The sequence below is a fragment of the Arthrobacter sp. B2a2-09 genome (genome assembly GCF_027587375.1).
In the GTDB taxonomy this organism is placed as follows: domain Bacteria; phylum Actinomycetota; class Actinomycetes; order Actinomycetales; family Micrococcaceae; genus Arthrobacter.
On sequence record NZ_JAMXIC010000041.1, the window covers coordinates 1 to 22,951 of the forward strand.

At 64.1% G+C, this 22,951-nt stretch carries 22 protein-coding genes and 1 pseudogene; 13 read left to right on the forward strand and 10 right to left on the reverse strand.

What is annotated here, in order from left to right:
• The 4 genes from NFJ07_RS24455 to NFJ07_RS24470 all read left to right on the forward strand — a co-directional run.
• On the forward strand, positions 1 to 675 hold a 675-nt coding region (locus NFJ07_RS24455), incomplete at its 5' end, for a sugar phosphate isomerase/epimerase family protein (RefSeq protein WP_269998584.1).
• Between the two features lie 29 nt (positions 676 to 704).
• A complete protein-coding gene (locus NFJ07_RS24460; protein WP_269998586.1) occupies positions 705 to 1,718 on the forward strand; it encodes a Gfo/Idh/MocA family protein in 1,014 nt (337 codons plus the stop codon).
• 154 nt (positions 1,719 to 1,872) lie between these two features.
• Positions 1,873 to 3,324, forward strand: coding sequence for a sugar porter family MFS transporter (locus NFJ07_RS24465; protein WP_269998587.1), 1,452 nt, complete (start codon positions 1,873 to 1,875; stop codon positions 3,322 to 3,324).
• Between the two features lie 547 nt (positions 3,325 to 3,871).
• Entirely contained in the window at positions 3,872 to 3,997 is a 126-nt protein-coding gene (locus tag NFJ07_RS24470) for a hypothetical protein (protein ID WP_269998617.1), read from the forward strand.
• 322 nt (positions 3,998 to 4,319) lie between these two features.
• Here NFJ07_RS24470 and NFJ07_RS24475 read toward each other — a convergent pair whose 3' ends face one another.
• The 8 genes from NFJ07_RS24475 to NFJ07_RS24510 all read right to left on the reverse strand — a co-directional run bounded on the left by NFJ07_RS24475 (position 4,320) and on the right by NFJ07_RS24510 (position 14,280).
• Positions 4,320 to 6,020 carry a phospho-sugar mutase gene (locus NFJ07_RS24475; RefSeq protein WP_269998588.1) on the reverse strand — a complete coding sequence of 567 codons (1,701 nt, stop codon included), beginning with the start codon at positions 6,018 to 6,020 and terminating at the stop codon, positions 4,320 to 4,322.
• Positions 6,017 to 6,829 (reverse strand): purine-nucleoside phosphorylase, encoded by an 813-nt coding sequence (locus tag NFJ07_RS24480; protein ID WP_269998589.1) that lies wholly within the window; start codon positions 6,827 to 6,829, stop codon positions 6,017 to 6,019. The genes NFJ07_RS24475 and NFJ07_RS24480 overlap by 4 nt, the downstream gene beginning before the upstream one ends.
• A 175-nt stretch (positions 6,830 to 7,004) precedes the next feature.
• Complete coding sequence (locus NFJ07_RS24485) at positions 7,005 to 8,117, reverse strand: ABC transporter substrate-binding protein (protein WP_269998591.1); 1,113 nt, start codon at positions 8,115 to 8,117, stop codon at positions 7,005 to 7,007.
• Positions 8,114 to 8,860, reverse strand: coding sequence for an ABC transporter permease (locus tag NFJ07_RS24490; protein ID WP_269998593.1), 747 nt, complete (start codon positions 8,858 to 8,860; stop codon positions 8,114 to 8,116). Before NFJ07_RS24490 ends, NFJ07_RS24485 begins: the two co-directional genes overlap by 4 nt.
• Positions 8,857 to 9,603 carry an ABC transporter permease gene (locus tag NFJ07_RS24495; protein WP_269998595.1) on the reverse strand — a complete coding sequence of 249 codons (747 nt, stop codon included), beginning with the start codon at positions 9,601 to 9,603 and terminating at the stop codon, positions 8,857 to 8,859. Before NFJ07_RS24495 ends, NFJ07_RS24490 begins: the two co-directional genes overlap by 4 nt.
• Positions 9,600 to 10,442 carry an ABC transporter ATP-binding protein gene (locus tag NFJ07_RS24500; protein WP_269998597.1) on the reverse strand — a complete coding sequence of 281 codons (843 nt, stop codon included), beginning with the start codon at positions 10,440 to 10,442 and terminating at the stop codon, positions 9,600 to 9,602. The genes NFJ07_RS24495 and NFJ07_RS24500 overlap by 4 nt, the downstream gene beginning before the upstream one ends.
• Positions 10,439 to 12,697, reverse strand: coding sequence for an arylsulfatase (locus NFJ07_RS24505; RefSeq protein WP_269998598.1), 2,259 nt, complete (start codon positions 12,695 to 12,697; stop codon positions 10,439 to 10,441). Before NFJ07_RS24505 ends, NFJ07_RS24500 begins: the two co-directional genes overlap by 4 nt.
• A gap of 77 nt (positions 12,698 to 12,774) precedes the next feature.
• A complete protein-coding gene (locus tag NFJ07_RS24510; protein ID WP_269998599.1) occupies positions 12,775 to 14,280 on the reverse strand; it encodes a sulfatase family protein in 1,506 nt (501 codons plus the stop codon).
• A gap of 238 nt (positions 14,281 to 14,518) precedes the next feature.
• On the opposite strand from NFJ07_RS24510, the gene NFJ07_RS24515 reads away from it, so the two are divergent.
• The 7 genes from NFJ07_RS24515 (at position 14,519) to NFJ07_RS24545 (ending at position 19,184) form a co-directional block, all read left to right on the forward strand.
• Positions 14,519 to 15,235, forward strand: a complete 717-nt coding sequence (locus NFJ07_RS24515; RefSeq protein WP_269998601.1) for a GntR family transcriptional regulator — start codon at positions 14,519 to 14,521, stop codon at positions 15,233 to 15,235.
• A 142-nt stretch (positions 15,236 to 15,377) separates the two neighbouring features.
• On the forward strand, positions 15,378 to 15,866 hold the full coding sequence (locus NFJ07_RS24520; protein WP_269998603.1) for a nucleoside deaminase: 489 nt from the start codon (positions 15,378 to 15,380) through the stop codon (positions 15,864 to 15,866).
• 60 nt (positions 15,867 to 15,926) lie between these two features.
• A complete protein-coding gene (locus NFJ07_RS24525; protein WP_442865396.1) occupies positions 15,927 to 16,907 on the forward strand; it encodes a formylglycine-generating enzyme family protein in 981 nt (326 codons plus the stop codon).
• A 14-nt stretch (positions 16,908 to 16,921) separates the two neighbouring features.
• Positions 16,922 to 17,320 carry a YidH family protein gene (locus NFJ07_RS24530; protein ID WP_269998606.1) on the forward strand — a complete coding sequence of 133 codons (399 nt, stop codon included), beginning with the start codon at positions 16,922 to 16,924 and terminating at the stop codon, positions 17,318 to 17,320.
• Positions 17,317 to 17,655 carry a DUF202 domain-containing protein gene (locus tag NFJ07_RS24535; RefSeq protein WP_269998607.1) on the forward strand — a complete coding sequence of 113 codons (339 nt, stop codon included), beginning with the start codon at positions 17,317 to 17,319 and terminating at the stop codon, positions 17,653 to 17,655. The genes NFJ07_RS24530 and NFJ07_RS24535 overlap by 4 nt, the downstream gene beginning before the upstream one ends.
• Positions 17,656 to 17,736: 81 nt before the next feature.
• Positions 17,737 to 17,982, forward strand: a complete 246-nt coding sequence (locus NFJ07_RS24540) for a hypothetical protein (RefSeq protein WP_269998609.1) — start codon at positions 17,737 to 17,739, stop codon at positions 17,980 to 17,982.
• Positions 17,983 to 18,878: 896 nt separating this feature from the next.
• A complete protein-coding gene (locus tag NFJ07_RS24545; protein WP_269998610.1) occupies positions 18,879 to 19,184 on the forward strand; it encodes a helix-turn-helix domain-containing protein in 306 nt (101 codons plus the stop codon).
• A gap of 763 nt (positions 19,185 to 19,947) precedes the next feature.
• On the opposite strand, the gene NFJ07_RS24550 is transcribed toward NFJ07_RS24545, so the two are convergent.
• On the reverse strand, positions 19,948 to 20,199 hold the full coding sequence (locus NFJ07_RS24550) for a hypothetical protein (RefSeq protein WP_269998612.1): 252 nt from the start codon (positions 20,197 to 20,199) through the stop codon (positions 19,948 to 19,950).
• An 18-nt stretch (positions 20,200 to 20,217) separates the two neighbouring features.
• On the opposite strand from NFJ07_RS24550, the pseudogene NFJ07_RS25950 reads away from it, so the two are divergent.
• Positions 20,218 to 20,440, forward strand: a pseudogene (locus NFJ07_RS25950) (RidA family protein); the annotation flags it as partial.
• A 205-nt stretch (positions 20,441 to 20,645) separates the two neighbouring features.
• On the opposite strand, the gene NFJ07_RS24555 reads toward NFJ07_RS25950, so the two are convergent.
• Positions 20,646 to 21,896, reverse strand: coding sequence for an MFS transporter (locus NFJ07_RS24555; RefSeq protein WP_269998614.1), 1,251 nt, complete (start codon positions 21,894 to 21,896; stop codon positions 20,646 to 20,648).
• Positions 21,897 to 21,999: 103 nt separating this feature from the next.
• Between NFJ07_RS24555 and NFJ07_RS24560 the strand changes: the two genes are divergently transcribed.
• Positions 22,000 to 22,758, forward strand: coding sequence for a DeoR/GlpR family DNA-binding transcription regulator (locus NFJ07_RS24560; RefSeq protein ID WP_269998616.1), 759 nt, complete (start codon positions 22,000 to 22,002; stop codon positions 22,756 to 22,758).
• Positions 22,759 to 22,951: the final 193 nt, after the last annotated feature.

The following is a 22,951-nucleotide window of genomic DNA, read 5'->3' on the forward strand; positions in this document are numbered from 1 at the left end:
CGCGGTGCCGCACAGTACGAGGAAGCCTGGGAGCCCGCACGGAAGGTGGCTGAGCTGACGGCTGCCATGGGCGGCGAACACATCGTGGTCATTCCCGCGATGTGGCGCGACGACGTCACCGGCGAGGCCGTGGAGAGTGGCCAGCTCACCGACAAAGCCTGGTCCGATCTGTTCGCCGGCCACAACCGCATGGGCAAGGTGCTGCTGGAGGACTTCGGCCTCAAGCAGCAATTCCACTCCCACGCTGATTCCCACGTCGGCGCACAGGCCGACATCGAAGCCCTGCTCGCGGCCACAGACAGTAAGTACCTCAATCTCTGTCTGGACACCGGACACGCGGAATACTGCGGAGCGTCCAGCTTGGAACTGATCAAGAACTACCCGGACCGCATCGGCTACCTGCACTTGAAGCAGATCAACCCGGACATCCTGAGGAAGGTCAACGAGGAAAACATGACCTGGGCGGCAGCCAACCTGGCCGGGGTCATGACCGAACCGCCGAACGGCCTCCCGGACCTGCGTGCAGTCATCGAAGCCGTTGAAGGACTAAACCGCTCGATCTTTGGCATTGTGGAACAGGACATGTACCCCGTGGCCTTCGACGTCCCCATGCCCATCGCCAAGCGCACCCGCAACTACCTGCTCTCGTGCGGCTCCCGCACCACCGTTCAGTAGCACAGGCACAGACAACTAAGGACAGAACAATGACTGACATTCTCCGCGTGGCCGTCATCGGCGCAGGCCGCATGGGCGCCGACCACATCAAGCGGCTCAGCACCCGCATCCACGGCGCCGAAGTGGCCGCCGTCGTCGACGTCGACCTCGGACGTGCGCAGGCCGCCATCGCCGGGATCGACGGCGCCGTCGCCCTCGCCAGCGCCGAAGAGGCGCTCAACAACGGCGACGTCAACGCCGTGCTGATTGCCACCCCGGGTTTCCTGCACGAGGAAATCCTGTACAAGGCACTGGAGAAGGACTTCCCCGTCCTCTGCGAAAAGCCGCTGACTCCGGATGCCGAGAGTGCCTGGAAGGTTGTCCAGGCCGAAACGGCACTCGGCCACAAGCGCATCCAGGTGGGGTTCATGCGCCGCTTCGACGCCGAATACGCCGCTTTGGGTTCGGTGATCCGCGACCGGGAACTCGGTGAGCTGCTGATGCTGCACCACCAGCACCGCAACCCGGACACCCCGGAGGGCTTCACCAACGAGATGCTCATCAACGACTCGGTGGTCCACGAGTTCGACGCCATCCGCTTCTTCACCGGCGAGGAAATCACCTCCGTGCAGGTCCGCCTGGGCAAGGCGACGCGCAATGCCCCGAAGGGCCAGCACGATCCCCAGCATGTCCTGATCGAGACCGAGTCCGGTGTCCTGGCCGACGTCGAGATCTATGTGAACGCGAAGTTCGGCTACGAAGTCGCCACCCAGGCGTCCTTCGAGGACGGCATCGTGAGCATCGGCGGCGACGGCGGTCCTTACGTCCGCAGCGCCGGCCGCTGGGGCGGGAAGGTCACGCCCGGTTTCGAAGAGCGTTTCGGTGCCGCGTACGACGTCGAGTTCCAGGCCTGGGTGGACGCGGCACGCCGCGGCGAAATCGGCGGTCCCACCGCCTGGGACGGGTACGCCACCGCTGCTTGCTGCGAAGCAGGCGTCGAAGCCCAGAAGTCGGGCGAAAAGGTGGCCGTGAAACTGCAAGCCAAACCTGACCTTTACCGCTGACCACCGGACCGGGGGGAGTGGCGGCGACGGCCCCTTCCGGCAGCCGACCTTTTAGCCACCGATCACCGAAGTCCGCTTACCCTTTCATTTCTGAATTTGCGCATTGCTTTCGACATTGCGAGCATCGCCTGCCTCACCCGACAAAGGAGTCCTCATGGCAACTGTCCAAGCCCACCGCGGAGCACCCAACCCGGCACCGCTCCCGCCCCTGACCGACGGGCCCCACCGTAAGCGCCTTGGCCTAGTAGCCCTCACTGCGACGTTCGGCGGCCTGCTTTTCGGCTACGACACGGGCGTCATCAACGGCGCCCTCCGTCCGATGACCACGGAACTCGGCCTTACCCCGCTCACCGAAGGGATCGTGACCAGTTCACTCCTGTTCGGTGCTGCCGTCGGTGCAATCGGAGGCGGCCGGCTATCCGACGTCTGGGGCCGCCGCAAGACTATTCTCCTGCTAGCCCTCATGTTCCTCGTGGGTACTCTTTCGTGCGTCTTCTCGCCGAACTTCGAGATGATGGTTCTCGGCCGGATCATCCTCGGCCTCGCCGTTGGCGGCGCGTCCACGGTTGTTCCTGTGTTCCTCGCCGAGCTTGCCCCCTACGAGATCCGCGGCTCGCTCGCGGGCCGCAACGAACTTATGATCGTCATCGGCCAGTTGGCTGCATTCGTACTAAACGCGATCATCGGCAATGTCTGGGGTGAGTTCGGCGGCGTCTGGCGCATCATGCTCGCCGTCGCGGCCCTTCCTGCTCTCGCGCTGTTCTTCGGCATGCTGCGGATGCCGGAGTCGCCTCGCTGGCTCATCTCCCAGGGCCGCTCTCAGGAGGCCCTTACCGTCCTCAGGTCGATCCGTTCTCCTGAACGGGCGGCTGCGGAGCTGGCCGACGTCAAGCACCTCGCCGACGAGGAGAAGGAAATCAAGTGGTCGGGCTGGAGCGCGCTTCGCAGCAAGTGGCTGCTGCGCATCCTGCTCGTGGGCATCGGCCTCGGCGTCGCCCAGCAGCTCACCGGCATCAACTCGATCATGTACTACGGCCAGTCCGTGCTCGTCGAGGCTGGCTTCAGCTCAAGTACCGCGCTGGTCGCCAACATCGCTCCCGGCGTCATTGCAGTCATTGGCGGTCTGACCGCACTTCGACTCATGCAGACCATGAACCGCCGCAGGACCCTGTTGACAGGGTTCGCTCTGACCACCGTTTGCCATTTCCTCATCGGTATCGCCTCAATTGCACTGCCCGTCGGGAACCCGGCCCGTCCATTCGTGATCCTCTTCCTCGTGGTCGCGTTCGTCGGATCCGTGCAGACTTTCCTCAACATCGCCGTGTGGGTCATGCTCTCCGAGATCTTTCCCCTTCACATCCGCGGGTTCGCGATCGGCGTCTCGGTCTTCTGCCTCTGGATCGCCAATGCGTTCCTTGGCCTCTATTTCCCAACTCTCGTCGCCGCCGTCGGCATCACGGGATCCTTCTTCATGTTCGGCGTGGTCGGCATCCTTGCCCTCGTGTTCATCTACACTCAGGTCCCGGAGACTCGCGGGCGCACGCTCGAAGCGCTTGAGGAAGACGTCACCACCGGCGCCATCTTCCTCGTTCACAAGACGAAATAGACGGATCCGCGATAGACCTGTGGCGCCAGTCCGTGCCGCACGTATGGCACGGACCGGATGCTCTCCGGACGATCCGCTGCCCACGGCAAGCCTTGAACAGGGGCGGTAGATCACTCGGATGCAGGGTGTGATACAAGTCACAATATCGTTACTAGCACGTGCTAATATGTATTAGCACGTGCTAGTAGTCTTTAAGGCATGAATAAGAATCCCTCTGGCTCTACGGGGCCAAAGGGACCCCCTCCCACTACGCCGCAACCTCACCAAGAGGGAAGTGAATCCACGTGAAAAACATACAACTCGTCCACGAGCGGCGAATGCAGTGGGAGCGCATCCATCCGAAGCCAGCGCCTAAGAAGGCCTGAACATCTTGGGAGCCCGGGGGATCAAACGGTCTCTAGAAAGGACGTCTCGACGAGGGCCTTCCGATGCGCGGTGTGCTCCACTGTCGCGCATGACGCCTCCGGTGCTGACGGCACAAACGTAATCATTGCTGACCACTCTGACGTTCAATAGCTTGGTGCGATGCCCAGACGAGAAATCACGAATGCGAGAACTGCTGGATATCGAGGACGTCTTGCGGAAGGTCCAAGGTGGCTTCGATAACGGCGATTTCACCCTGCGGATCTTGTGGGTCACGCCGGCCGCGCACGAGCCCGTCCAGGATCACTGACGAGGCCAGGGAGCAGGCACTCCAGGTGCGGGCGGCGTTGGAGCGCTCGGGCCTAATCCAGGTGTGGAATTCCCTTTGGTTGCAGTTCCCGCGAACACTTCGTTGGCGCAGTCGCGCCCCGTCCCGCGAAATGAGAACCTCACCGTTGCTGATTGTCTGGAGACACGTCACGACTGAGCCTGAGTTGAGAACCGACAGTAGCCGTGGAATGCGCCACTTCTTGGATGCTTTTCCTTGGCGTTTACCGGGGATGTAATGCGATGCCAACGAGGGCTGGGCAGAGGATGATCACAACGATTAGAGTGCCGTCCGCAGCGACAAGTCAGGGTGCGAGGAGGTCGTGGACGCTCGCGGCGATCCGGGATGCATCTGCTCTGGCCTTCGTGAGGCGTTCTTCTCCTGTGCCGTCCGAGCTGCGGGTGTCGATGTAGGCTTTGAGTTTCGGTTCTGTCCCCGAGGGGCGGACGACTACGCGGGTGCCGCCCTCGAGGAAAATCCGGATGATGTCGCTGGGCGGGAACTGGTCGTGACCGTCGATGAAGTCATCGATGGATTGCACGCGGTCGGTGCCGACGTGGTTCGGGGGAGCGGATCGGAGACCGGCCATGAGGGCGGCTATCTGCGAGCTCGAATTCGTGCGGATCGAGACCTGCTCTGATGCGTGGCCGCCGATGAGCGTTGCGATGTGGTTCAGGTGCTGCTCGACGGTCAGGCCGCGATCTCGTAGCCCGGACACGAGGGAGAGCAGGTCAACGGCGGCGGAGATGCCGTCCTTGTCCCGGATCTTGTCCGGGTCGACCAGATATCCAAGTGCTTCTTCGAACCCGTACGTGATGCCGGGGACGCGGGCGATCCATTTGAACCCGGTCAGCGTCTCTGCGTAGTTCAGCCCGAAGCGGCGTGCGATCTCGGCCAGTCCCGGGGAGCTGACGATGGAAGCGACAAGCATCCCTTCCCTTTTTGACTGTGCCCGGGGATGATCCTCGGACCGGGTCGCGGCCTGCCATCCAAGGATGATCCCGAGTTCGTTGCCGGTGAGCTGCCGCCATCCGTGGTGGGAGGGTATCGCCGCGGCCAGGCGGTCGGCGTCGGGGTCGTTGGCGATCACCAGGTCCGCCCCGTATTCCTTGGCGGCGGCGAAGGCAAGGTCGAGTGCCCCGGGCTCTTCGGGGTTGGGGAAGGCCGTGGTGGGGAAACGCGGGTCGGGGTGCTGCTGCTCGGGGACGGCGAGGGGCTCGTCGAAGCCTGCGTCTGCGAAGACCTGTCGCGCGGTCTCCCAGCCCACCCCGTGGAGAGGGGTGTAGACGACCTTGGGCCGGGAAGTGCCCGGGATGCCGCGTTTGGCAGTCAGGCGGATGTACTCGTCGACGACGGATTCGGGCGCGATGCGGTAGTCCGTGGAGCGCTGATAGTCGGTGACGGGGGTCGCTGTCGCGTTGTCGATGGCTGCGGCGATGTCGCGGTCCTGTGGCGCGACGATCTGGGCGCCGCCGTGGTGACCTCCGAGGTATACCTTGTAGCCGTTGTCGGGGGCGGGGTTGTGGCTGGCGGTGACCATCACTCCGGCCGAGGCGTCGAGATGCCTCACGGCGAACGCAAGGACCGGGGTGGGGAGCTCGCGGGGAAGCACTGTGGTGTCCACCCCGCGTGCGGCCATGATCTCGGCAGTGTCGCGGGCGAAAACACTGGAGTTCTTCCGTGCGTCGTAGCCGATGACGATGCTCGGGGAATCCAAGGTCGTGCGGAGGTAGTCGGCGAGCCCCGCAGCGGTTTGTGCGACGAGGACACGGTTCATGCGGTTCGGGCCGGCTCCCAGGGCACCGCGCAGGCCTGCGGTACCGAATCCGAGTCTGGTCCCGAACCGGTCCTCGAGTGCTTCGGAGGCTTCCGGGTCGCCCTGCGCGGCGGCTGCTATCAGTCCGGCAAGCTCCTCGCGTGTTTCGGGGTCGGGGTCCTGGGAGTGCCAAAGGCGCGCTGCATCCTGGATCCGCTCGGAGGAGGATTCTGCCTGCGGGCCGCTCATGCCTGCTCTTCGTTCAGGATTCCGGTGATGATCTCCGCGAGCAAGGGGCCGAGCCGTTGTTCGGCAGCGTGGCCGGCTTCGAGGACTTCCTGGTGGTTGAGCGCGCCTTCCTGCAGTCCGGCGGCGAGGTTGGTGATCAGGGACAGGCCGAGCACGTCCAGGCCTGCCTCCCGGGCGGCGATCGCTTCGAGGGCGGTGGACATCCCGACGATGTCGCCGCCGATGGCGCGGACCATCCTGACTTCGGCCGGGGTTTCGTAGTGGGGTCCGCTCAGCTGGGTGTAGACGCCCTCGTCCAGGTCGGGTGCGACCTGCCGTGCGATCGCACGGAGCTTGTTGGTGTAGAGGTCGGTGAGGTCGATGAAGTTCGCGCCGATAATCGGGGAGGTGCCGGTGAGGTTGATGTGGTCGCTGATCAGGACGGGCTGACCGGGCGTCCACGTCGGCTTGAGGCCGCCGGCCCCGTTGGTCAGGACCATGGTGTGGGCCCCGGCGGCGGCTGCCGTGCGCACGCCGTGGACGACGGCTGCCACGCCCTTGCCCTCGTAGTAGTGGGTCCGGGCGCCGATGACCAGGACGTGCTCTCCGTTCTGGGCCCGGACCGACCGGAGTGTGCCTGAGTGGCCGGGGATGCCGGAGGCCGTGAAGCCGGGGATTTCGTTGGCGGGGATCTCCGCGACGGTTTCGCCGATGTGATCCGCTGCGGTCTTCCATCCGCTGCCCAGGGTGACGGCGATGGCGTGGCGGTGGATTCCTGTGCGGGTGGCAAGGGCGTCTGCGGCCTCTTTGGCGAGATCGGCAGGGGTCATGGCTTTCTCCAAGTCTTTGGGGGCATGCGTCATAAAGCCAGGCGCTGGCCGGTCGGCGGCCGCAGCCGGGTCTTGGGCGTGCGGTATGGGGTGGTGGGCTGCCTGGTCATGAGCGACCGGCGGGTCCTCTGCTCCGGGGCCAGGGAGGGTCCGGCCCCGGAGCAGAGGCGGTCGGCTATTTCTTGACCGGCGACGCGTCCTTGAGCACGGTCATGTCGATGATCTTGGCCGGTTCGGGCAGGCCCGTGAGGCCTCCCTTTCCGAGGCTCGGGTAGACCTTGGTGGACACGTCGTTCGGGTCAAGCGCGAAGAGGCCGTTCTTCTTGGTCAGGTCGGAGGTCATATAGGGGATCTGCGCACGGAGGGCCGATTCCTGCTGGGCGGGATCGAGGCCTTGGTCCGTGGCGTACTTATTGACGGTGACGTCCGCGGCGGATTTGGGATCGCTCATCGCTTTATCCCAGCCCTTGGCTGTCGCGGAGAGGAATCCGACGACGAGGTCGCGGTGCTGCTCCAGGTACGACTTCGAAACGATGATGACGTCTGACATCAGGTAGTAGTTGAGCTGGTCGAACGGGGTGAAGAAGTAGTCTTGTCCCTCTTTGAGCCCTTGCTGCTGGAGCGTGACCGGCTGGTTGGAGGCGAAGGAGAGCAGGGCGTCGCCTTGTCCGGCCTGGAGGGCGCCGACGTCGGCGCCGCCGGGCACGAAGGTGTATTTGGGGACCTGGTTGATGGCTATCAGTGTGTCGATGGAGGATCGGTTGGATGCTGCAGCGATGAGCTTGGAGCCGTTGAGGTCTGCCGGGGTGCGCACGGGATGCGTCTTGAGAGACAGGAGCCCGTTGGGCGATCTCTGGAGCACTTGTCCGATGATGACGATGTCCTGGGACTTCGCGAGGTAGCTGAAGAGGCGGCTTGTGTTGTTCTCGAACGCGATCTGGGCCTGGCCGGACGCGAGGGCTACCTCCGGGGCCGGAGCGTTGGGACCTCCGGCGATGAAGGTCGGCTTGACGCCCGCGTCGGCATAGAAGCCGGAGTCGTCAGCGACGAAGTTTCCTGCGTACTCCGTGTTTTTGAGGAAGCCGAGTGCGACGGATACGGGGGTTCCGTTGTTGGCCTTGGTGGTGGATCCGGGGCCGGATTCGGCCGCGCCGGAGCAGCCCGTCAGTAGGAGTGCGAAGGCGGCCAGGCCTGCGAGGGCCGCTCGGGTTCCTCCGCGGCGGTGGGCTTTACCGATCATGGTGTTCTCCGTGTGTGTGGTGGGTGTGGTGGGGGAGGGGTTGCTCATCGCCATCGCTTGAGCACGTAGGCTTCGAACCGGTTGGCTGTGAGGTAGGCGAGGAAGCCGACGACGATGGCGCAGGCCGCGGCGCCCCACAGGAGGGTCATGTTGAGCCGGTCCAGGGCGTTGGCGAGGACGTAGGCGAGTCCGGGGACGCCCATGAGAAACTGGCTGATGAGCGCCGCCGCGAAGGCCGAGGCCGAGCTGACCCGGATGGAGGTCGCTAGTGCGAGGAGGGAGGCCGGTGCGGCGAGTCGCCGGTAGCGGTCGAAGCGGGAGGCTCCCGCGACGCTGAACAGGTCGTTGCCGTTGGCGGGCACGTCATGGAGCCCGGTTCCGACGAGGACGAACGTGGGGAAGAAGCACACCATCGCGCAGATGATCCACGAGGTGGTCTCGGAGTAGCCAAAGGCCTTGGTGAGCACCGGGATGAGCGCGACGAACGGCACGGCCCGCACGACCAGCGCGAACGGGGTCAGGGCTGCTCCGAAGACCGGCCAGAGCCAGGACAGGGAGGCCATCAGGTACCCCGTGGTGACCCCGAGGACGAAACCGATGGCGGCCGTCTCCAGGGTCAGGGCAAGGGGCAGGAGGAACTGGGTCGGGTCGCCTGCGATCCCGGTGATGATTTCCCAGGGACTCGGGATCAGGAACTGGTTGATGCCGAAGACGGTGACGATGGCCTGCCATAGCAGCACTACCGCGAGCACCGCCCACCATCGGCCGAAGAAGGATTTGAGGGCGCTCATGTGAGCCTCCTTGTTGCCGCGTTCTGGACGGCTGCGAACACGCCGAACCCGACCAGTGCCATCAGGGTCGAGACGAGTGCTCCTGCCCACAGCAGCGGGATGTCGTAGTTCTGGGATGAGGAGAGGATCAGGATGCCGACGCCTTTGGGTGCCCCGAACCACTCGCCCAGGACGGCCCCGAGGACCGCGCCTGGTGCGGCCAGCTTCAATGCATCCGCCAAGCCCGGGAGGGCTGCCGGCAGGTCGAGCCGTAGCAGGCGTGCAGACCGGGAGCTTCCCAGGACGGTGAACAGGTCCTGGTGGGACTGGGCGGCGGCTGCGAACGCCCGGGTCGATGCTGCGTAGGCTGGAAAGAACGCCGCGATTGCGGCGACCGCGATGGGGGAGCCGGCCCGGCCGAAGACGATGACCATCACCGGGGCGATGGCGACCTGGGGGATCGCATGGATCAAGGCTGCGAACCTGTCCAGGCCCGGCCGTGTCCAACTGATCGTTTGCCGGGCCCCGGCGATGAGGGCCCCGCTGCCGCCTCCGATGAGCAGGCCCAGGGCGGCCGAGAGCGCGGTTGCACTGATCGCGGTGGTGAACAGCTTCGCGCGGTTCGGGGCGAACAATGTACCCAGCACGGTGCTTAGCGCAGGGAGGGAAGGACCGAGCACCTTCGTCTGTCCGAGCACTTCCCAGAGGGCGCAGAGGATGACGGCGCCCGCGATCGACTGGATCAGTCGGAGCGAGCGCTTCATGGCTTGACCTTCGCGTTGTTGTCCTGGTCGAGGAGCCGGACCAGCTGGGTGCTCAGTTCGGCGAACCGGTTGGTCGCCATGGACTCGACCGTGCGCGGGCGCGGGAGATCGATTTCGACCTCGGTGAGGATCCGGCCGGGCCTGGTTCCCATGACAATGACGCGGTCCGCGAGCAGCAGGGCCTCGTCGACCGAATGGGTGACCATCACCGTCGTCACGCCGGTTTCGGCCCAGATCCTGGCGAGCTCGAAGTTGAGCCTGCGCCGGGTTATCTCGTCAAGTGCCCCGAAGGGCTCGTCGAGAAGCAGGAGGTCGGGGCGGAGGGCGAGCGAGCGTGCGATCGCCACGCGTTGGCGCATGCCGCCGGAAAGTTGCTTGGGCCGGGCGTTCTCGAATCCTGTCAATCCGACGAGTTCGACCAGCTCGCGTACGCGGGCGTCGTCGACGCGGATCTTCGCCAAGCGGAACGGGAGAGCGATGTTCTCCGCGACCGTCGCCCATGGAAGCAGCGCATGCTCCTGGAAAGCGAAGCCGAGACGGTGCTCGGCGATGAGCCTGGCCGGCGGCTGTCCCTCGACTTCCACCGATCCCTCGGTGGGGTCCTCCAGCCCGGAGATGATGCGCAGGAGGGTGCTCTTCCCGCATCCTGACGGGCCGAGCAGGGCGATGAACTCCCCGTGTCCGATGCTCGCCGACACATTGGAGAGCGCGGTTAGCGTCTCCTTTCGCCGGATCGCGAAACGCTTGTTCACGCCGCTGAGCTGGATGGCGGCGGAGCGGGGGGCTCCTGCCTCGGATGTCTTCATGGGAACCTCTCGGGAATGGATCGGGGTCGTCATTGATTCGCTTCCATGTTCAGGGAGAGAAGGGCGGTGTCGTGGGCCGCGGCCGCGAAATCGATCGTCACGTCCTTCAGCGCTCCGGGGGGTAACGGGAATGTGGAGTGTGCGGTGTAGGCGTCAGAGACCTGGCTTGCGCGGTCGAGCCCGACGTCGAGTCCGTAGAACGCCAGCTGTGTGGAGGTCGTGGGGATCTGCCCGGCGCCGGCTTGCAGGCCGTCGATGACCAGGTCCAGGCCGGCGGAGCCTCCGCCGCCTTGCCTGAGGCGGAAACCGGCCGTGCTGGGCCCTGCAGGCACCGGGATCTCTGACCGGACCACGATGTGCTCGCCCAGGAACCGGTGCTCGAAGCAGAGACGGTCGTCCAGGATGTACAGGACGTACCCGCCGTAACGGGTGCCGCTGGCCAGGATCACACCCTGCTCGGTGCCGGTCTGGCGGACGAGGCGGGCGCTGACATCCATGTCCCGGCTGGATCCGGTCAGGCGGGTGGTGAAACCGAGATGGCTCTGTCCGGCCCGGAGCACCAACGTCTCCCGCGGTTGGTGGGCGGCTTCGGGGGTGGCGCCGAGGAGCTCCTTGAGGCTTCGGTCGTCCAGAGGCAGGACCCCGTAGCGCTCGGCTTCGGCCCACCATAGCCCCTCGAGGACGGAGAGGGCCGCGGGGCGCCCTTGCGCCAGGTCATTGCTTTCGGAGAAGTCCCGCGTCGTGTCGTACAGGCGCCACACGTCCTCCGGGAACGGTACTCCAGGCACGTGGCGGGAGACGGCTTTCCACCCGTCGTGCAGGATCGCTCGGTGCCCGAGCATTTCGAAGTACTGGGTGCTCCGCGGCGACGCGGCGGATCCGTCCTTGAGCAGCGGAAGGACCGAGGAGCCGTGCATTTCGGCGAGCAGGCTCTCCCGCTCGGGGCTTTCGGCAGGGACTGCGGACTCGAGCAGGGTTGCGACGAGGTCGATCACGTGGACGAATTGCGACCTGACTTCCCCGGCAGGTGCTTTCCCGGGCCAGCGGACCACGAGGGGGGACCGCGTGCCGCCGAGGTCGACGTATTGCTTGTAGAGCCGGAAGGGGGTGTTGCCCGCCATCGCCCACCCGGTCGCATAGTGTGCGGGGTTGTCCCGGTCCCCGATCGTCTCGAGCGCTGCCAGCTCGGCGCTCTCGGAGAGCGAGAGGTTGTTGTACGGGCCGATCACATTTGTCGTCCCCAATGGTCCGCCGTCTCCGGCGGCACCGTTATCGGAGAACACGGCGACGAGCGTGTTCTCCAGCAACCCCGCGTCGCCCAGCCAGGACATGAGCCGGCCGATCTGTGCGTCGGTGTGCTCGAGGAATCCGGCGAAGGCCTCCTGCCCGCCGGATGCGATGCGCCGCTGCGCTTCGGTCAGCTCGTCCCATTCGGGGACGGCTGAGTCGCGTTCGGTGAGACGGGTGTCTTCGGGGACGATGCCCACGCGCTTCTGCCGGGCGAGGCGTTCGCCCCGAAGCCGGTCCCAGCCCTCGGTGTAGCGGCCCCGGTACCGGTTGATCCACTCGGCAGGTGCCTGGAACGGTGCATGGGTTGCCCCGAAGGCCAGCTGAAGGAAGAACGGGTCTTCCGGTCTGAACGAGGAGTGGTCGCTGAGGTAGCGGATCGACTGGTCGACGAGGTCGGCGCTGAGGTGGTACTCCGGGTCCATCGACGGTTCGACCGGTGAGTTGTCGCGGTAAAGTTCGGGCGCGTACTGGTCCGATGCCCCTCCGAGGAACCCGTAGAACCGTTCGAACCCCCGCGCGAGCGGCCAGTTCGAGAACGGGCCGGCGGGCGTGAGCTCGTGCTGCGGGGCCAGGTGCCACTTGCCCACGAGGTAAGTCCCGTAGCCCCGGTCGCGCAGCATGCCCGGCACGGTAGGTACGCCTTGGGGGAGTTCCCCGCGGGCGTTGGGAAAGCCGGTGTCGGCGACCGCGAGGAAACGCATTCCGACACTGTGGTGGTTCTTTCCAGTGAGCAGGCTCGCCCTCGTGGGTGAGCACAGTGGGGTCACGTGGAAGTTGTTGAACCGCACGCCTTCGTCGGCGAGCGAGTCGATGTTCGGGGTGGCGATCTCGGAGCCGAAGCAGCCGAAGTCCGACCAGCCCGTGTCGTCGAGGACGATCACGATCACATTGGGTGCTCCCGTTGCCGGGCGGGCCTCGTCGCCCCACCAGGGCACCGACTCGGCAACCGTTGGCCCGATCCGCCCTCCGTGGGCGGTTGGTTCGTTTGCTGCAGTCATCTGCACTATCTCCTTAAAGATTGGTTATCCAAAGGTCCAACCTTAATGACCATCGTCACACGCTGATGTGTGGGGCGTCAAGACCCTGTTTGCAAGGTGTCGGTTGGATTCCCGGTTCCGCTGGGCGCGGTGAACTGCGTGCGCTCACGGCGGCGCAGCTGGGCCGCGCGCTCGAGGTCCTCCAGCCAGCCGTGGCTGGCCGCGATGGCCGGGCCGCTGCCGTCGCGCCAGGCTTCGTCTCCGTTATGGCGGGGCTGATCGAGCACTGCCAGGCCGTTGTGGGCGCTCTCCGCGTGCTGTGCGAAGTAATCCTCGAGGATCCCGTCGAGTCTGCTCAGTTTCGCGGCGTAGGCGGGATCGTGGATGACGTTGCGGGTCTCCCGGGGATCCGCCCGGAGGTCGAACAGCTCGTGGGGGCCGTCGGGGTAGCGGCGGACGAGCTTCAAGTCGGCGCTCCTGACCATGCGCAAGTTTCCATACTCGGCAAAGACGTGCTCGCGCGGTTCAGCCAGGGGTTGCCCGATCAGGGCCCGGGCATAGCTTCTGCCCGGATATGGCGAGGCATGTGCTGCGTCAGGGGTTCGGCAACCGGCGAGCTCGAGGATGGTCTGGAAGGTGTCGAGGTGGCTCACGTTCTCGATCCTGCGCTGGCGCCCAAGAACGGCGCCAGGGGAATTGACGATCAGCGGGATGCGGATGGACTCGTCAAGGACGTTGTACGGCAGGGTGGCGTTGCCCTTGCCCCAGATGCCGTGGTGGCCGGCGTTGAGCCCGTGGTCGCTGGTATAGAAGACGGTCGTCGACTCGCGCACCCGCAGGGAGTCGAGCTCATCGATAACTCGACCGACCTGCTCGTCGATGTCCGTCACCGCGGCGTAGTACTGGGCCAGCGCCTCGCGGGGATCCTCCCGCGAGGAGTAGAGCGACTCCGATCGCGGGCCCCCGAAGGGATAGGTGGCGTCGGCCGGGATGTCCCGGAAGGCCCCGCTGCGGTACTGGTCAACGAGGCGTTCGGGTACGCCGGTCCATGGGCTGTGAGTAGCGATGTGGCCGATGACCAGGAAGAAGGGGCGTTCCCGGTCGCGGTTTCTCAGGAACTCGATAGCCCGGTCGGTGATGGCATGCCGGTCGTAGGCCTCCTCGACGGCGGGCGGCGCCTCCCACGGGGCGTGGTAACCGGACGCTTCGGACACCGGCGCGGACCGGCAGTACCAGAAATCGAATCCCGGCGCCGGTTTCTCGTCCGTCCCCAGATGCCATTTTCCGCTCAGTCCTGTGAAATACCCGGCCTCCTGGAGTATCTGGCTCAGGAGCACCTCGCTGCCAAGCCAGTCGACCGCCCGCACTTCGGGGTCGGCCTCGGCCAGATAGTCATGCATCCCGTGCTGGGATGGGGTCCGCCCGGTGAAGAACGAGGCGCGGGCCGGGGAGCAGACCGGGGTGGGAGTGTACGCATTCTCGAAGGCCACGCCCGTGTCCGCCAGGTAATCCAGTGTCGGGGTCTTGATTTCCGAGTTCCCGTAACAGTGGGCGGCCCACTGCGCGTGGTCATCACTTAGGAACACGATTATGTTGCGAGGCATTTTTGCCCTCTCGACGGCGGTGGGGCTTTTAATGTATCGTAAAGGTACGACCTATGGATGTCCAATCTAAAAGTTGACATTAATGAGTGAACGACCTTAGTGGGGAGACCCTCGGCTGAGGGATAGCATTCTGGCGGCGGTCATTGGCCGCGGGCGGTTCGCCCCTTTGCCTCCGGGTGCGCCACGATATGAAGGTGGCCGGGCTCGCCGACCACCAGCAAGAGAAGGCGAAGACTACATGGCAATGATGCGAACGCTCCGTGCACAGGCTGCCGAGGAGCTTCGCGGGGTCCTGACGAAGGACTACCGCGTTGGTGAGAGGCTGCCCCCCGAGGCCGAGATGGCAAAGCGCATGGGCCTCAGCCGCAACACGGTGCGCGAGGCGATCGCTGAGCTCGTCATGGAAGGACGCCTCGACCGAAAGTGGGGCGTCGGAACGACTGTTCTGGAGCCCCGGCGCCCCGCGACGTTCAGCGCGACCGACGTCGGGCCCATCCGGGACATCATCCGGGCCTCGGGCCACACGCCAGGTTTGGGGCGCTTCCGGGCAGAGATGCTCGTCCCCCCGAGCGAGGTCGCCGATGCTCTCGGTGTGTCCGAGGGGGAATCGGTCTGGTATGTCGAGCGCCTCTTCGTTATCGACGACGTCCCGGCGGTGCTCCTCCGGGACTGGTGCCTGACCCGCATCAACGGCACCGCGGTGGACGTCAGCTCTCTCAAAGAGGTCGACATCGACCTCATCAGCCTCATCCGTGACCAGACCGGTCAGGCATTGCGCCGGCTCGAGGGCCGTATCGACGCGATGCCGGCGCCGGAGGATTTTATCCCCGACCGACGGCCAGTGGTCCAGATTTCGCAGTCGTGCCTCACCGGTGACGACGTCACGCTCATCTATTCGACTATCCAGTTCGACACGTCGGTGGTCGACCTGACCATACGGCGCGTCTTCGCCTAATAAGGGCCGTCCCCCACTCCCAGGGGCCGGCCTGGACACCGGTCCGCAGTAACGTCGCCTTGCCTGATTGGTGCATCAGGCGCTTTCCGAGTGCCGCGGCCCTCATTGTCATGCCCTTTTCGAGATGAATGGAACACATTTGATGAATCAGCAAACCTCTGACGCCGACCGGGCGTTCCTGGCAACCACAATCCAGCTCGCGAAGGAGAACGTCGCCGCCGGTGGCGGCCCGTTCGGAGCCCTTCTGGTCGACGCACGGGGAGAAGTCGTTGCAGTCGGCCAGAACCGCGTCACGCGCGACAACGACCCCACCGCCCATGCCGAAGTCGTTGCAATCCGTGCGGCCGCGCAATCCCGGCAAAACTTCAACCTCAGCGGATTGACCCTCTACTCCTCCTGCGAGCCGTGCCCGATGTGCCTCGCGTCCAGCCTTTGGGCCCGAGTGGACCGCATCGTCTTCGCGGCCGACCGCCACGACGCGGCCGAGGGAGGCTTCGACGACCTCGAGTTCTACGAGCTCTTCGCCCGGGACCGGTCCACCTGGGGAACACCCATCGATTGGGAACCGATGGACGACCGCGGGGCTCCTTTCGATGCCTGGAGAGCGGAAGAATCCCGGATCGACTACTGACCCAGTACGCAACAGCCGCGTTTACGGCTGGCAACAGTCACAATTTCCCGATGGAGAATCATGAACCAGGTCACCGACGGCCCTGAACCGGCACCGGGGTGCTGCAGCCCAGGGCCGCCGCCACGCACGCGAACGAGACTAACTGATGAAATGTCCGCGCATCCTTTTGCGGCTCGCAGGGGAGCCCCGCACGAGGACGTGCCGATTCCGGGTGGCGTGTTTTTCATGGGCGATGCTTTCGGCGAGGGCTATCCCTCGGACGGCGAGGTTCCGGTCCACGAGGTCCATCTGGATGCATTCCGGATCGATGCGACCGCGGTGACCAACCGCATGTTCGCAGCTTTCGTGCAGGACAGCGGCTACCGTACCGAGGCCGAGCAATACGGGACATCGGCTGTGTTCCACCTGCTCGTCCAGGCGCCCGCAAGCGAGATCCTCGGAGCCGCCGCCGGCGCTCCGTGGTGGTTGAACGTCCGCGGCGCGGATTGGGCCCACCCTGGCGGTCCCGATTCGGAGTGGAGCACGACGCCGGAGCACCCTGTGGTGCATGTCTCCCACCATGACGCTTTGGCATACTGCGCCTGGGCCGGGCGGCGCTTGCCCACCGAAGCCGAATGGGAATACGCCGCCCGCGGCGGACTCGACGCCAAGCGTTACGCCTGGGGAGATGAACTCACTCCGGGCGGGGAGCACCGCTGCAACATCTGGCAAGGCACCTTCCCCACCCTGAACACGGAAGAGGACGGCTACCTGGGCAGCGCAGCCGTGAAATCGTTCCCGCCCAACGGGTATGGGCTCTATGAAGTGGCCGGGAACGTGTGGGAGTGGTGCGCGGACTGGTTCTTGCCCAAGTACTACCGCACATCCCCCAGCGACAACCCCCAAGGCCCCACCATCGGTGCGGGGCGGGTCATGCGCGGCGGCTCGTACCTCTGCCACGATTCCTACTGCAACCGGTATCGCGTCGCCGCCAGAACCTCCAACACCCCCGAGTCCTCCAGCGGCAACTGCGGCTTCCGCACCATCGCCCTCCCTGAGTGAAAGCCCCGATTCACATGAGCCGCACGACCGAGGAGATCGCTTTGTCCGCGCCCGCTCCCTCACGTTTTCCGGGGTCCGTCTTCAACGACGGCACTGAACCGGACCCTCGGTTCAGCCTGGCGAACGAACGTACCTTCCTTGCATGGATCCGCACCTCCCTGGCACTTCTGGCCGGCGGGGTGGCCCTGGAAGCACTGGGCCTCCGCATCCAGAGCGATTTCAGGCTCTGCGCCTCAGTCCTGTTGATTTTGTGCGGCGTCCTCTCCCCTGTCCAGGCCTGGATGGGGTGGAAGAAGACCGAACGGGCGCTCCGGATCGGCACACCGCTTCCACCGGCATCAATGGCTCTGCCTTTGGTCATCCTTCTCTCTGGTGTCGGAGTCTTCGTGTTGGCCGGAGCCATGCTCGCATGACTCCGCTCTTCGACCCGGGACTTCAGCCGGAGCGGACAGCACTAGCTTGGAGACGCACGGGACTGGCTCTCCTCGTAGCGTCGCTCGCATCGGCGAAAGTCCTCCCGTCGGTAGTGGGGCCATGGTCAGTCCTGATCGGAACCGGCGGGGTTCTGGGCGCAATCGCCTTGCTGTTCCGGGCGCAACGCAGATACCGCCGACTCCACCGAATGCTCGCAGCCGGCGGAACGCCGGAGTCCGTCGCGAATGGCCGGCTTGTGGCGACCATTGCACTGTCGGTGGTCATCGTCGGTCTCGTCTTGCTCATCGCTATCGTGCAGATGCACTTCGAATGACTGAGAAACCGGTTCGGATCTCAAGGCGTCGATCGACGGCTTGCTGAGAGTAGGAGAGAAGAAATCCCAATGGAGACTCAAATGACCTATGAAGTGAAGCTCAGGGTCTCGCAGCGAACGGACATGGAAGTCCAACTCGACAGACTCGTGGAGCACGCTATCCTCGAAGCACTCAAGAACCCCGGGCAAGGGGTGCTCGTCACCCGGCACAACGCGGATACCTTCACCGTTGAGCTCTCTCACGGTGTCCCGCACGGGACCATAGCCGAACTGGACGCCCGCTCTGAGGTCCCCCAATCAGTGTCCGCCGTGCTGGCTGGGGCGTGAGTCCCAAGCTACACGGAGGGGCCGACAGAAATAGTCCGGCCAGGCAAGGCAGGGGTGAAATGGTAGTGGTCGGGACTCAGTAGCTCGCCGCGCGACGTTCGGCGATGAGCTCGTCCGTTAGGTCGTCAGTGCGATGGCCGAGCGTGTCGAGTTGTTGGCGCCGCAGACGGTTTTCCTCGGTGAGCTGCCGCAATTTGGGGCTGGCAGGGACATCATGGACAAGCGTGTGGCGGGCGAGCCCGTGAAATCGAACGCTGTTCGTAGGCTCGTCAATCGATCTCCTTCCCGGGACCAGCCGGTGCGCCGATCGGCGACAATCGTGTTTCCGAGGCTTTGCCCGGCTGAAGTTTCAGCGGTGGATTGGCGGCAGTACCCGCTTCCCCATGTCTTTCAACGCGGTCACTGCAGGACAGATCTGTAATGTGAGGGGCCGAGTCTCAAAATACCTTGTCTTACAAGCGGTGTGAGCGTAAGCAGGCTCGGAACTATTTCATCACGTCATGTAGGCCTTGGACGCAATAGTCATAGTGTCCTTTGGTCCTGGCCGACGAGCCGTCGTGGTCCACCTGGACCAGCATTCGAAACCTGTATCTCACGCTCTGTTTCTCCGCGCAAAATGAGGGCAACGACGTTGAGGCCCTGGATAGCGATAGGTTTGGTGTGGAATGTTGGCGTGGAGCTAGTCGAGCGGTGGCTGGTAGGGCTCGATCAGGACTCGTACGATCAGGTGATCGCCGCTTTTGAGCTTTCTTGCCGAGCGTGGCTCGCAGCTTGGCCGTCCGCTTGTCGATACGGTGGTTCGTTCGCGTCATAGGACCGTGAAGGAACTTCGGCCCGGATCCAGCGGTCGGTCGGAGTTGCGGATCTTGTTCGAGGATTCTGAAAGGAGGATCGTAATGGCAAAGACTATCGATGAGATACTGGCCAAGCGGCCTGTTGACCGGGTTGCTGTGGAGGCCCACAAGAAGCACCTGCTCGATGAGGTCCGGGCGTACCGGCTTCGGGAGCTCCGTGAGGCATCGGAGTTGACGCAGGTCGAGTTGGCTGCACGTCTGCACGTCAGCCAGAACAGGGTGTCCAGAATCGAGCACGGCGACATCGGCCGCGCCCAGGTCGATACCTTGCGGAAATACGTCGAAGCGGTCGGTGGGCGGCTTCGTGTCGAGGTTGAGCTCGGCGACGAACGGATCCAGATCGGCTGACCCGGCAACCCGCTCTGGTACGTTTGAACAACTTGGTCGCGGCCGGGAGGCGGGTTCAAAAGCCGAAAAATGGCCTGTGCACAATGTGCACACTCTTGCCCTCTGACTGGGTCGTACTGCTGCCGGACTTCTTCCCGCGGCCGGGTTCAGTAGCCCGCAAGGCCTGCGTTGGGATGCCGCCAAGCCGGGGGCCGGGTGATGTTGAGATGGATGTGGCCCCCGCCGGCCTGGCCGTCCGAAAAGGGAACGGCCTTTGGATGTCACCATTCGGCTCCCTTGTTGTTCAAGGGTGCTTCTGTATTGACTCGCCGCTGACAGTCCAGGCTGTCAGTCAGTCTCGGGCGTCGGCCTGATAGCGGAGCCGCCGTTGGGCACGAGGGGCCGGAGTGCAACTTGGGGACCGGGGAACAATCCAAAAGTTCGATAGGAAATAATGGATCTCGGTCCCGGGACCAGTGGGCGGGCCGGTCGGCGGCAACCGTCTTTTCGAGCCGGCGGCTTTTCAGGCAAATCCATCCAATAAGGGTCGATAAGCACCCATATGTCGGCCGGGAGAAGAGTCAACGGACAGCGGGGCAGCATTGACTCCGTCAATGTCCGGTCCCCCGGTGTGTCCGTTCACGAGACAAGTGCGACCAACTTCCGTTTCTGACCAACGGCCTCTCGTAGGTACTTGATCGCAAATGGGTGAAAGTGTCGAGCGGCGCGTGTCTAACCGGTGATCACCGGTTAGACACGGCACGACAGACGATGCGGTGGGCGTCTACTCAGCCAGCGCTTCGGTCAGAGCGGTGATTGATCTCGGGGTCCAGCTTAGGTGCGTGTCGCCGGCGTCGGACTCGGGCTCTTTCAAGTGCGAAAGCCAGGGGCGCACCGCATCCGTGCGGGAGCTTGGCGGTTTGCGTCGGCCCGCCCGGAACTGCGGCACCCATTGTGCTCCGGGGCCCTGGTATTCCTGCTCGGCTGCGGCGTGGAGTGTCCATTGGGGTACGCCGACCCTGCACAGGGTTTTCACGAGTCAAGGAGAATCAGCATGAGCCGCAAGACCATCAATCCGGATTCACTCCCGAAACCGTGGGGCTTCGCGCACGGCACCCTTTCCGGGAACACCCTTTACCTCGGCGGCCAGACCGCCCTGGACAAGGACACGAACATCGTCCCGGGCGGAATTGTCGAACAGTTCACCCAGAGCGTTTTCGAACGTCCTGACCACGCTGCGCGAGGCCGGCGGTCATCCCGGGGACCTGGCCAGTGTGTGCGATGTCCGAGGGCTGAAGGTCGTCAGCCTCAAACCCGTAGTTGTCAGGGCCCACCCGTGGGAGCACGCGCATCAACTCCACCGCGGACAGCCGTCGCCGCAAGGGTCCTCTCAAGGCGCTATTGGATACGCGCGCCAGCAGCGCCGACCGCAGGCGGCTCTCAGTCGTCTCGATAGCCTGGCTGCCCAATGCCGGGGCCGCCCTAGCGATCCGCATCCTTACTAGCGGCGAGGGCAGGCTCTGCCGGACTTTCGTTGTCCGTTGTCACCGTCGACGCCATGAAGATTCCAACGACGCAGAAAAAGAACGGCAGCAAGAAGGCAAAGGTCAGGCCGAGCATCCCGCCGAGCCATCCAATGATCGCCGGGCCCGCTAGAAGCCCGATGTAACCAGAGCTCACAACGCGCGAGAGCGTCTTGCCGGCATCTGATCGGCCGATACTCCCGGCCGCAGTGTAAACCTGCGGAATGATCCCAGAGAGTCCCAAGCCGAAAAGCAGCCAACCGAACAGGGACACGGGATAGAAAGAAGACGCCACCACGACGAGCATTCCGGCTGCCGCGATAAGAGATCCGAATCTCACGACCTTGACGGGGCCGATCGCATGCGCCATACGGTCGGCAAGAAGTCGGCCAATGGTCATCGCGGCAGCGAAGGCCCCGTATGCCAGCGCAGCTGCCGCCTCCGGTTCTGCCAAATGCTCAACGGTCTGAAGTGCACTCCAATCATTAGCTGCACCTTCGGAGAGCAGCACCAAAAACGCGAGTAGTGCCAGTGCCAGTATTCGGCCTCGCTTTGGCGCCACTGGATGGTCTGAAGAGGCCGTCTCACCCGACGTAGCGGGGTTTTGGTCCAGATCGAGCAACTCTTCAGCGGTTTTCGGAAGCATCGAAAACGCCGACCAAGCTGTACCAACCAGACCCAGGAGGGCGGCGCCCAGCAGTATCCATGACACGTGCAGGTGGACCGATTGGCCAGCGGCCCCTGTTACAGCACCTATAGCTCCGCCGAGCGAGAAGAACGCGTGGAAGGCGGACATGATGGGCCGTCGATACCCACGCTCGACCACTACCGCGTGTTGGTTCATCGCCACGTCTGTTAAGCCGTGACCGAGTCCAAAAATGAAGAGTCCGATGCCCAAGCTCAGGGCGTCTGAAGCCATGCCGGGAAGGTTCACTGAGACCAGCAGAAGGGCAAGGCCCATCAGTGTCGGAGTTCTGCTGCCGAAGCGCCTGATCAGAAGCCCTGCAAATTGCATGGAGATGAGCGCACCGAGACCGAGCAAAAGGATCAGTCCGCCGAGAACAGCGTGGGAAGTTCCTGTTCGTTGCTGGATATCGGGAATGTTTACTAGCCAAATCGCGGTGAGGAATCCGACGATGGTGAATGCTCCGAAGACACCCAACCGTGCCCGAAGCAGTTGGGGGGAAAAGTTGCTGAGAGATGCAGCCATTAGAAGTCCTTCAAATAGGGTCGGTGACTCGCGGTGTGGAGACCCAGGTTGCTAATAGACGCCATTAGCTTTCGTTTGATCATAGCGGATGTATCATTTGATCATGAATGGAACCAAACGGCACGAACGCATTTTGGAGCGACTGAACAGGGATGGGAAAGTCGACGTGGCCGAACTGTCCGAGCAGCTCGGCATTTCGGGAGTGACCATTCGCCGGGACCTGGAACACCTTGCCCGGGCCGGTGTCTTACGGCGAACACGTGGCGGTGCGGTGAGCATGATGATGCTCGGAGAGGGCCTTCCGTACGCCATGAGGGAAATCGAATTGGCGGAAACCAAACGACTTCTAGCTGCCGCAGTTGCCGAACTGGTCCGAAACGGTGAGGCCGTGGCCCTCGATAGCGGTACGACCTGCGTTGAGATAGCCCGTGTCCTCGTCGGCACCAGGCTCACTGTGATGCCGTTTTCAGTCCAGGCGATCGGCGCCTTGTTTGGAAAATCCAACATCAATCTCATTACGCCCGGCGGGTCGGTTCGCCACGATGAGGGATCGATTACAGGGCCGCTGGCGGAGGCATCACTCCGCTCGGTTCGGTTCGACACAGCCATCATTTCTCCGTGCGGGGCATCTCCGGAAGATGGTGTGATGGCACACGATCTCCAGGACGCTGCCGTCAAGCGAGCCATCATTGATGCCTCCAGAAGGACGATTCTGGTTGCTGACAGCAGCAAGTTTTCCCGTTCGGCCATGGCCGCGGTTTGTCCGCTGGAGTCAATCGACATTTTAGTGACTGACGCGGCAGTGCCTGCGCAAGTGGTTGAACGACTGAGCGCCGGTGGGGTGCAAGTAGTTGTGGTTTGAATCATGAAGCTCCACGGCTCATTCAGGGAAACCTGCGTTGGTGGCCGCGTTGATCCCCGCCGGGGAGGCGCCGTCGTGAGGATTGGTGGGGGTAGGGGAGGAGCTGGTCATGAGTGATTCCTAGAGGGTGGCGGCCATCGGGTCCCAGTCCTCGGGGAGGGCCTGGGAGATCGCGGCGGAGCTGTCGACGCCT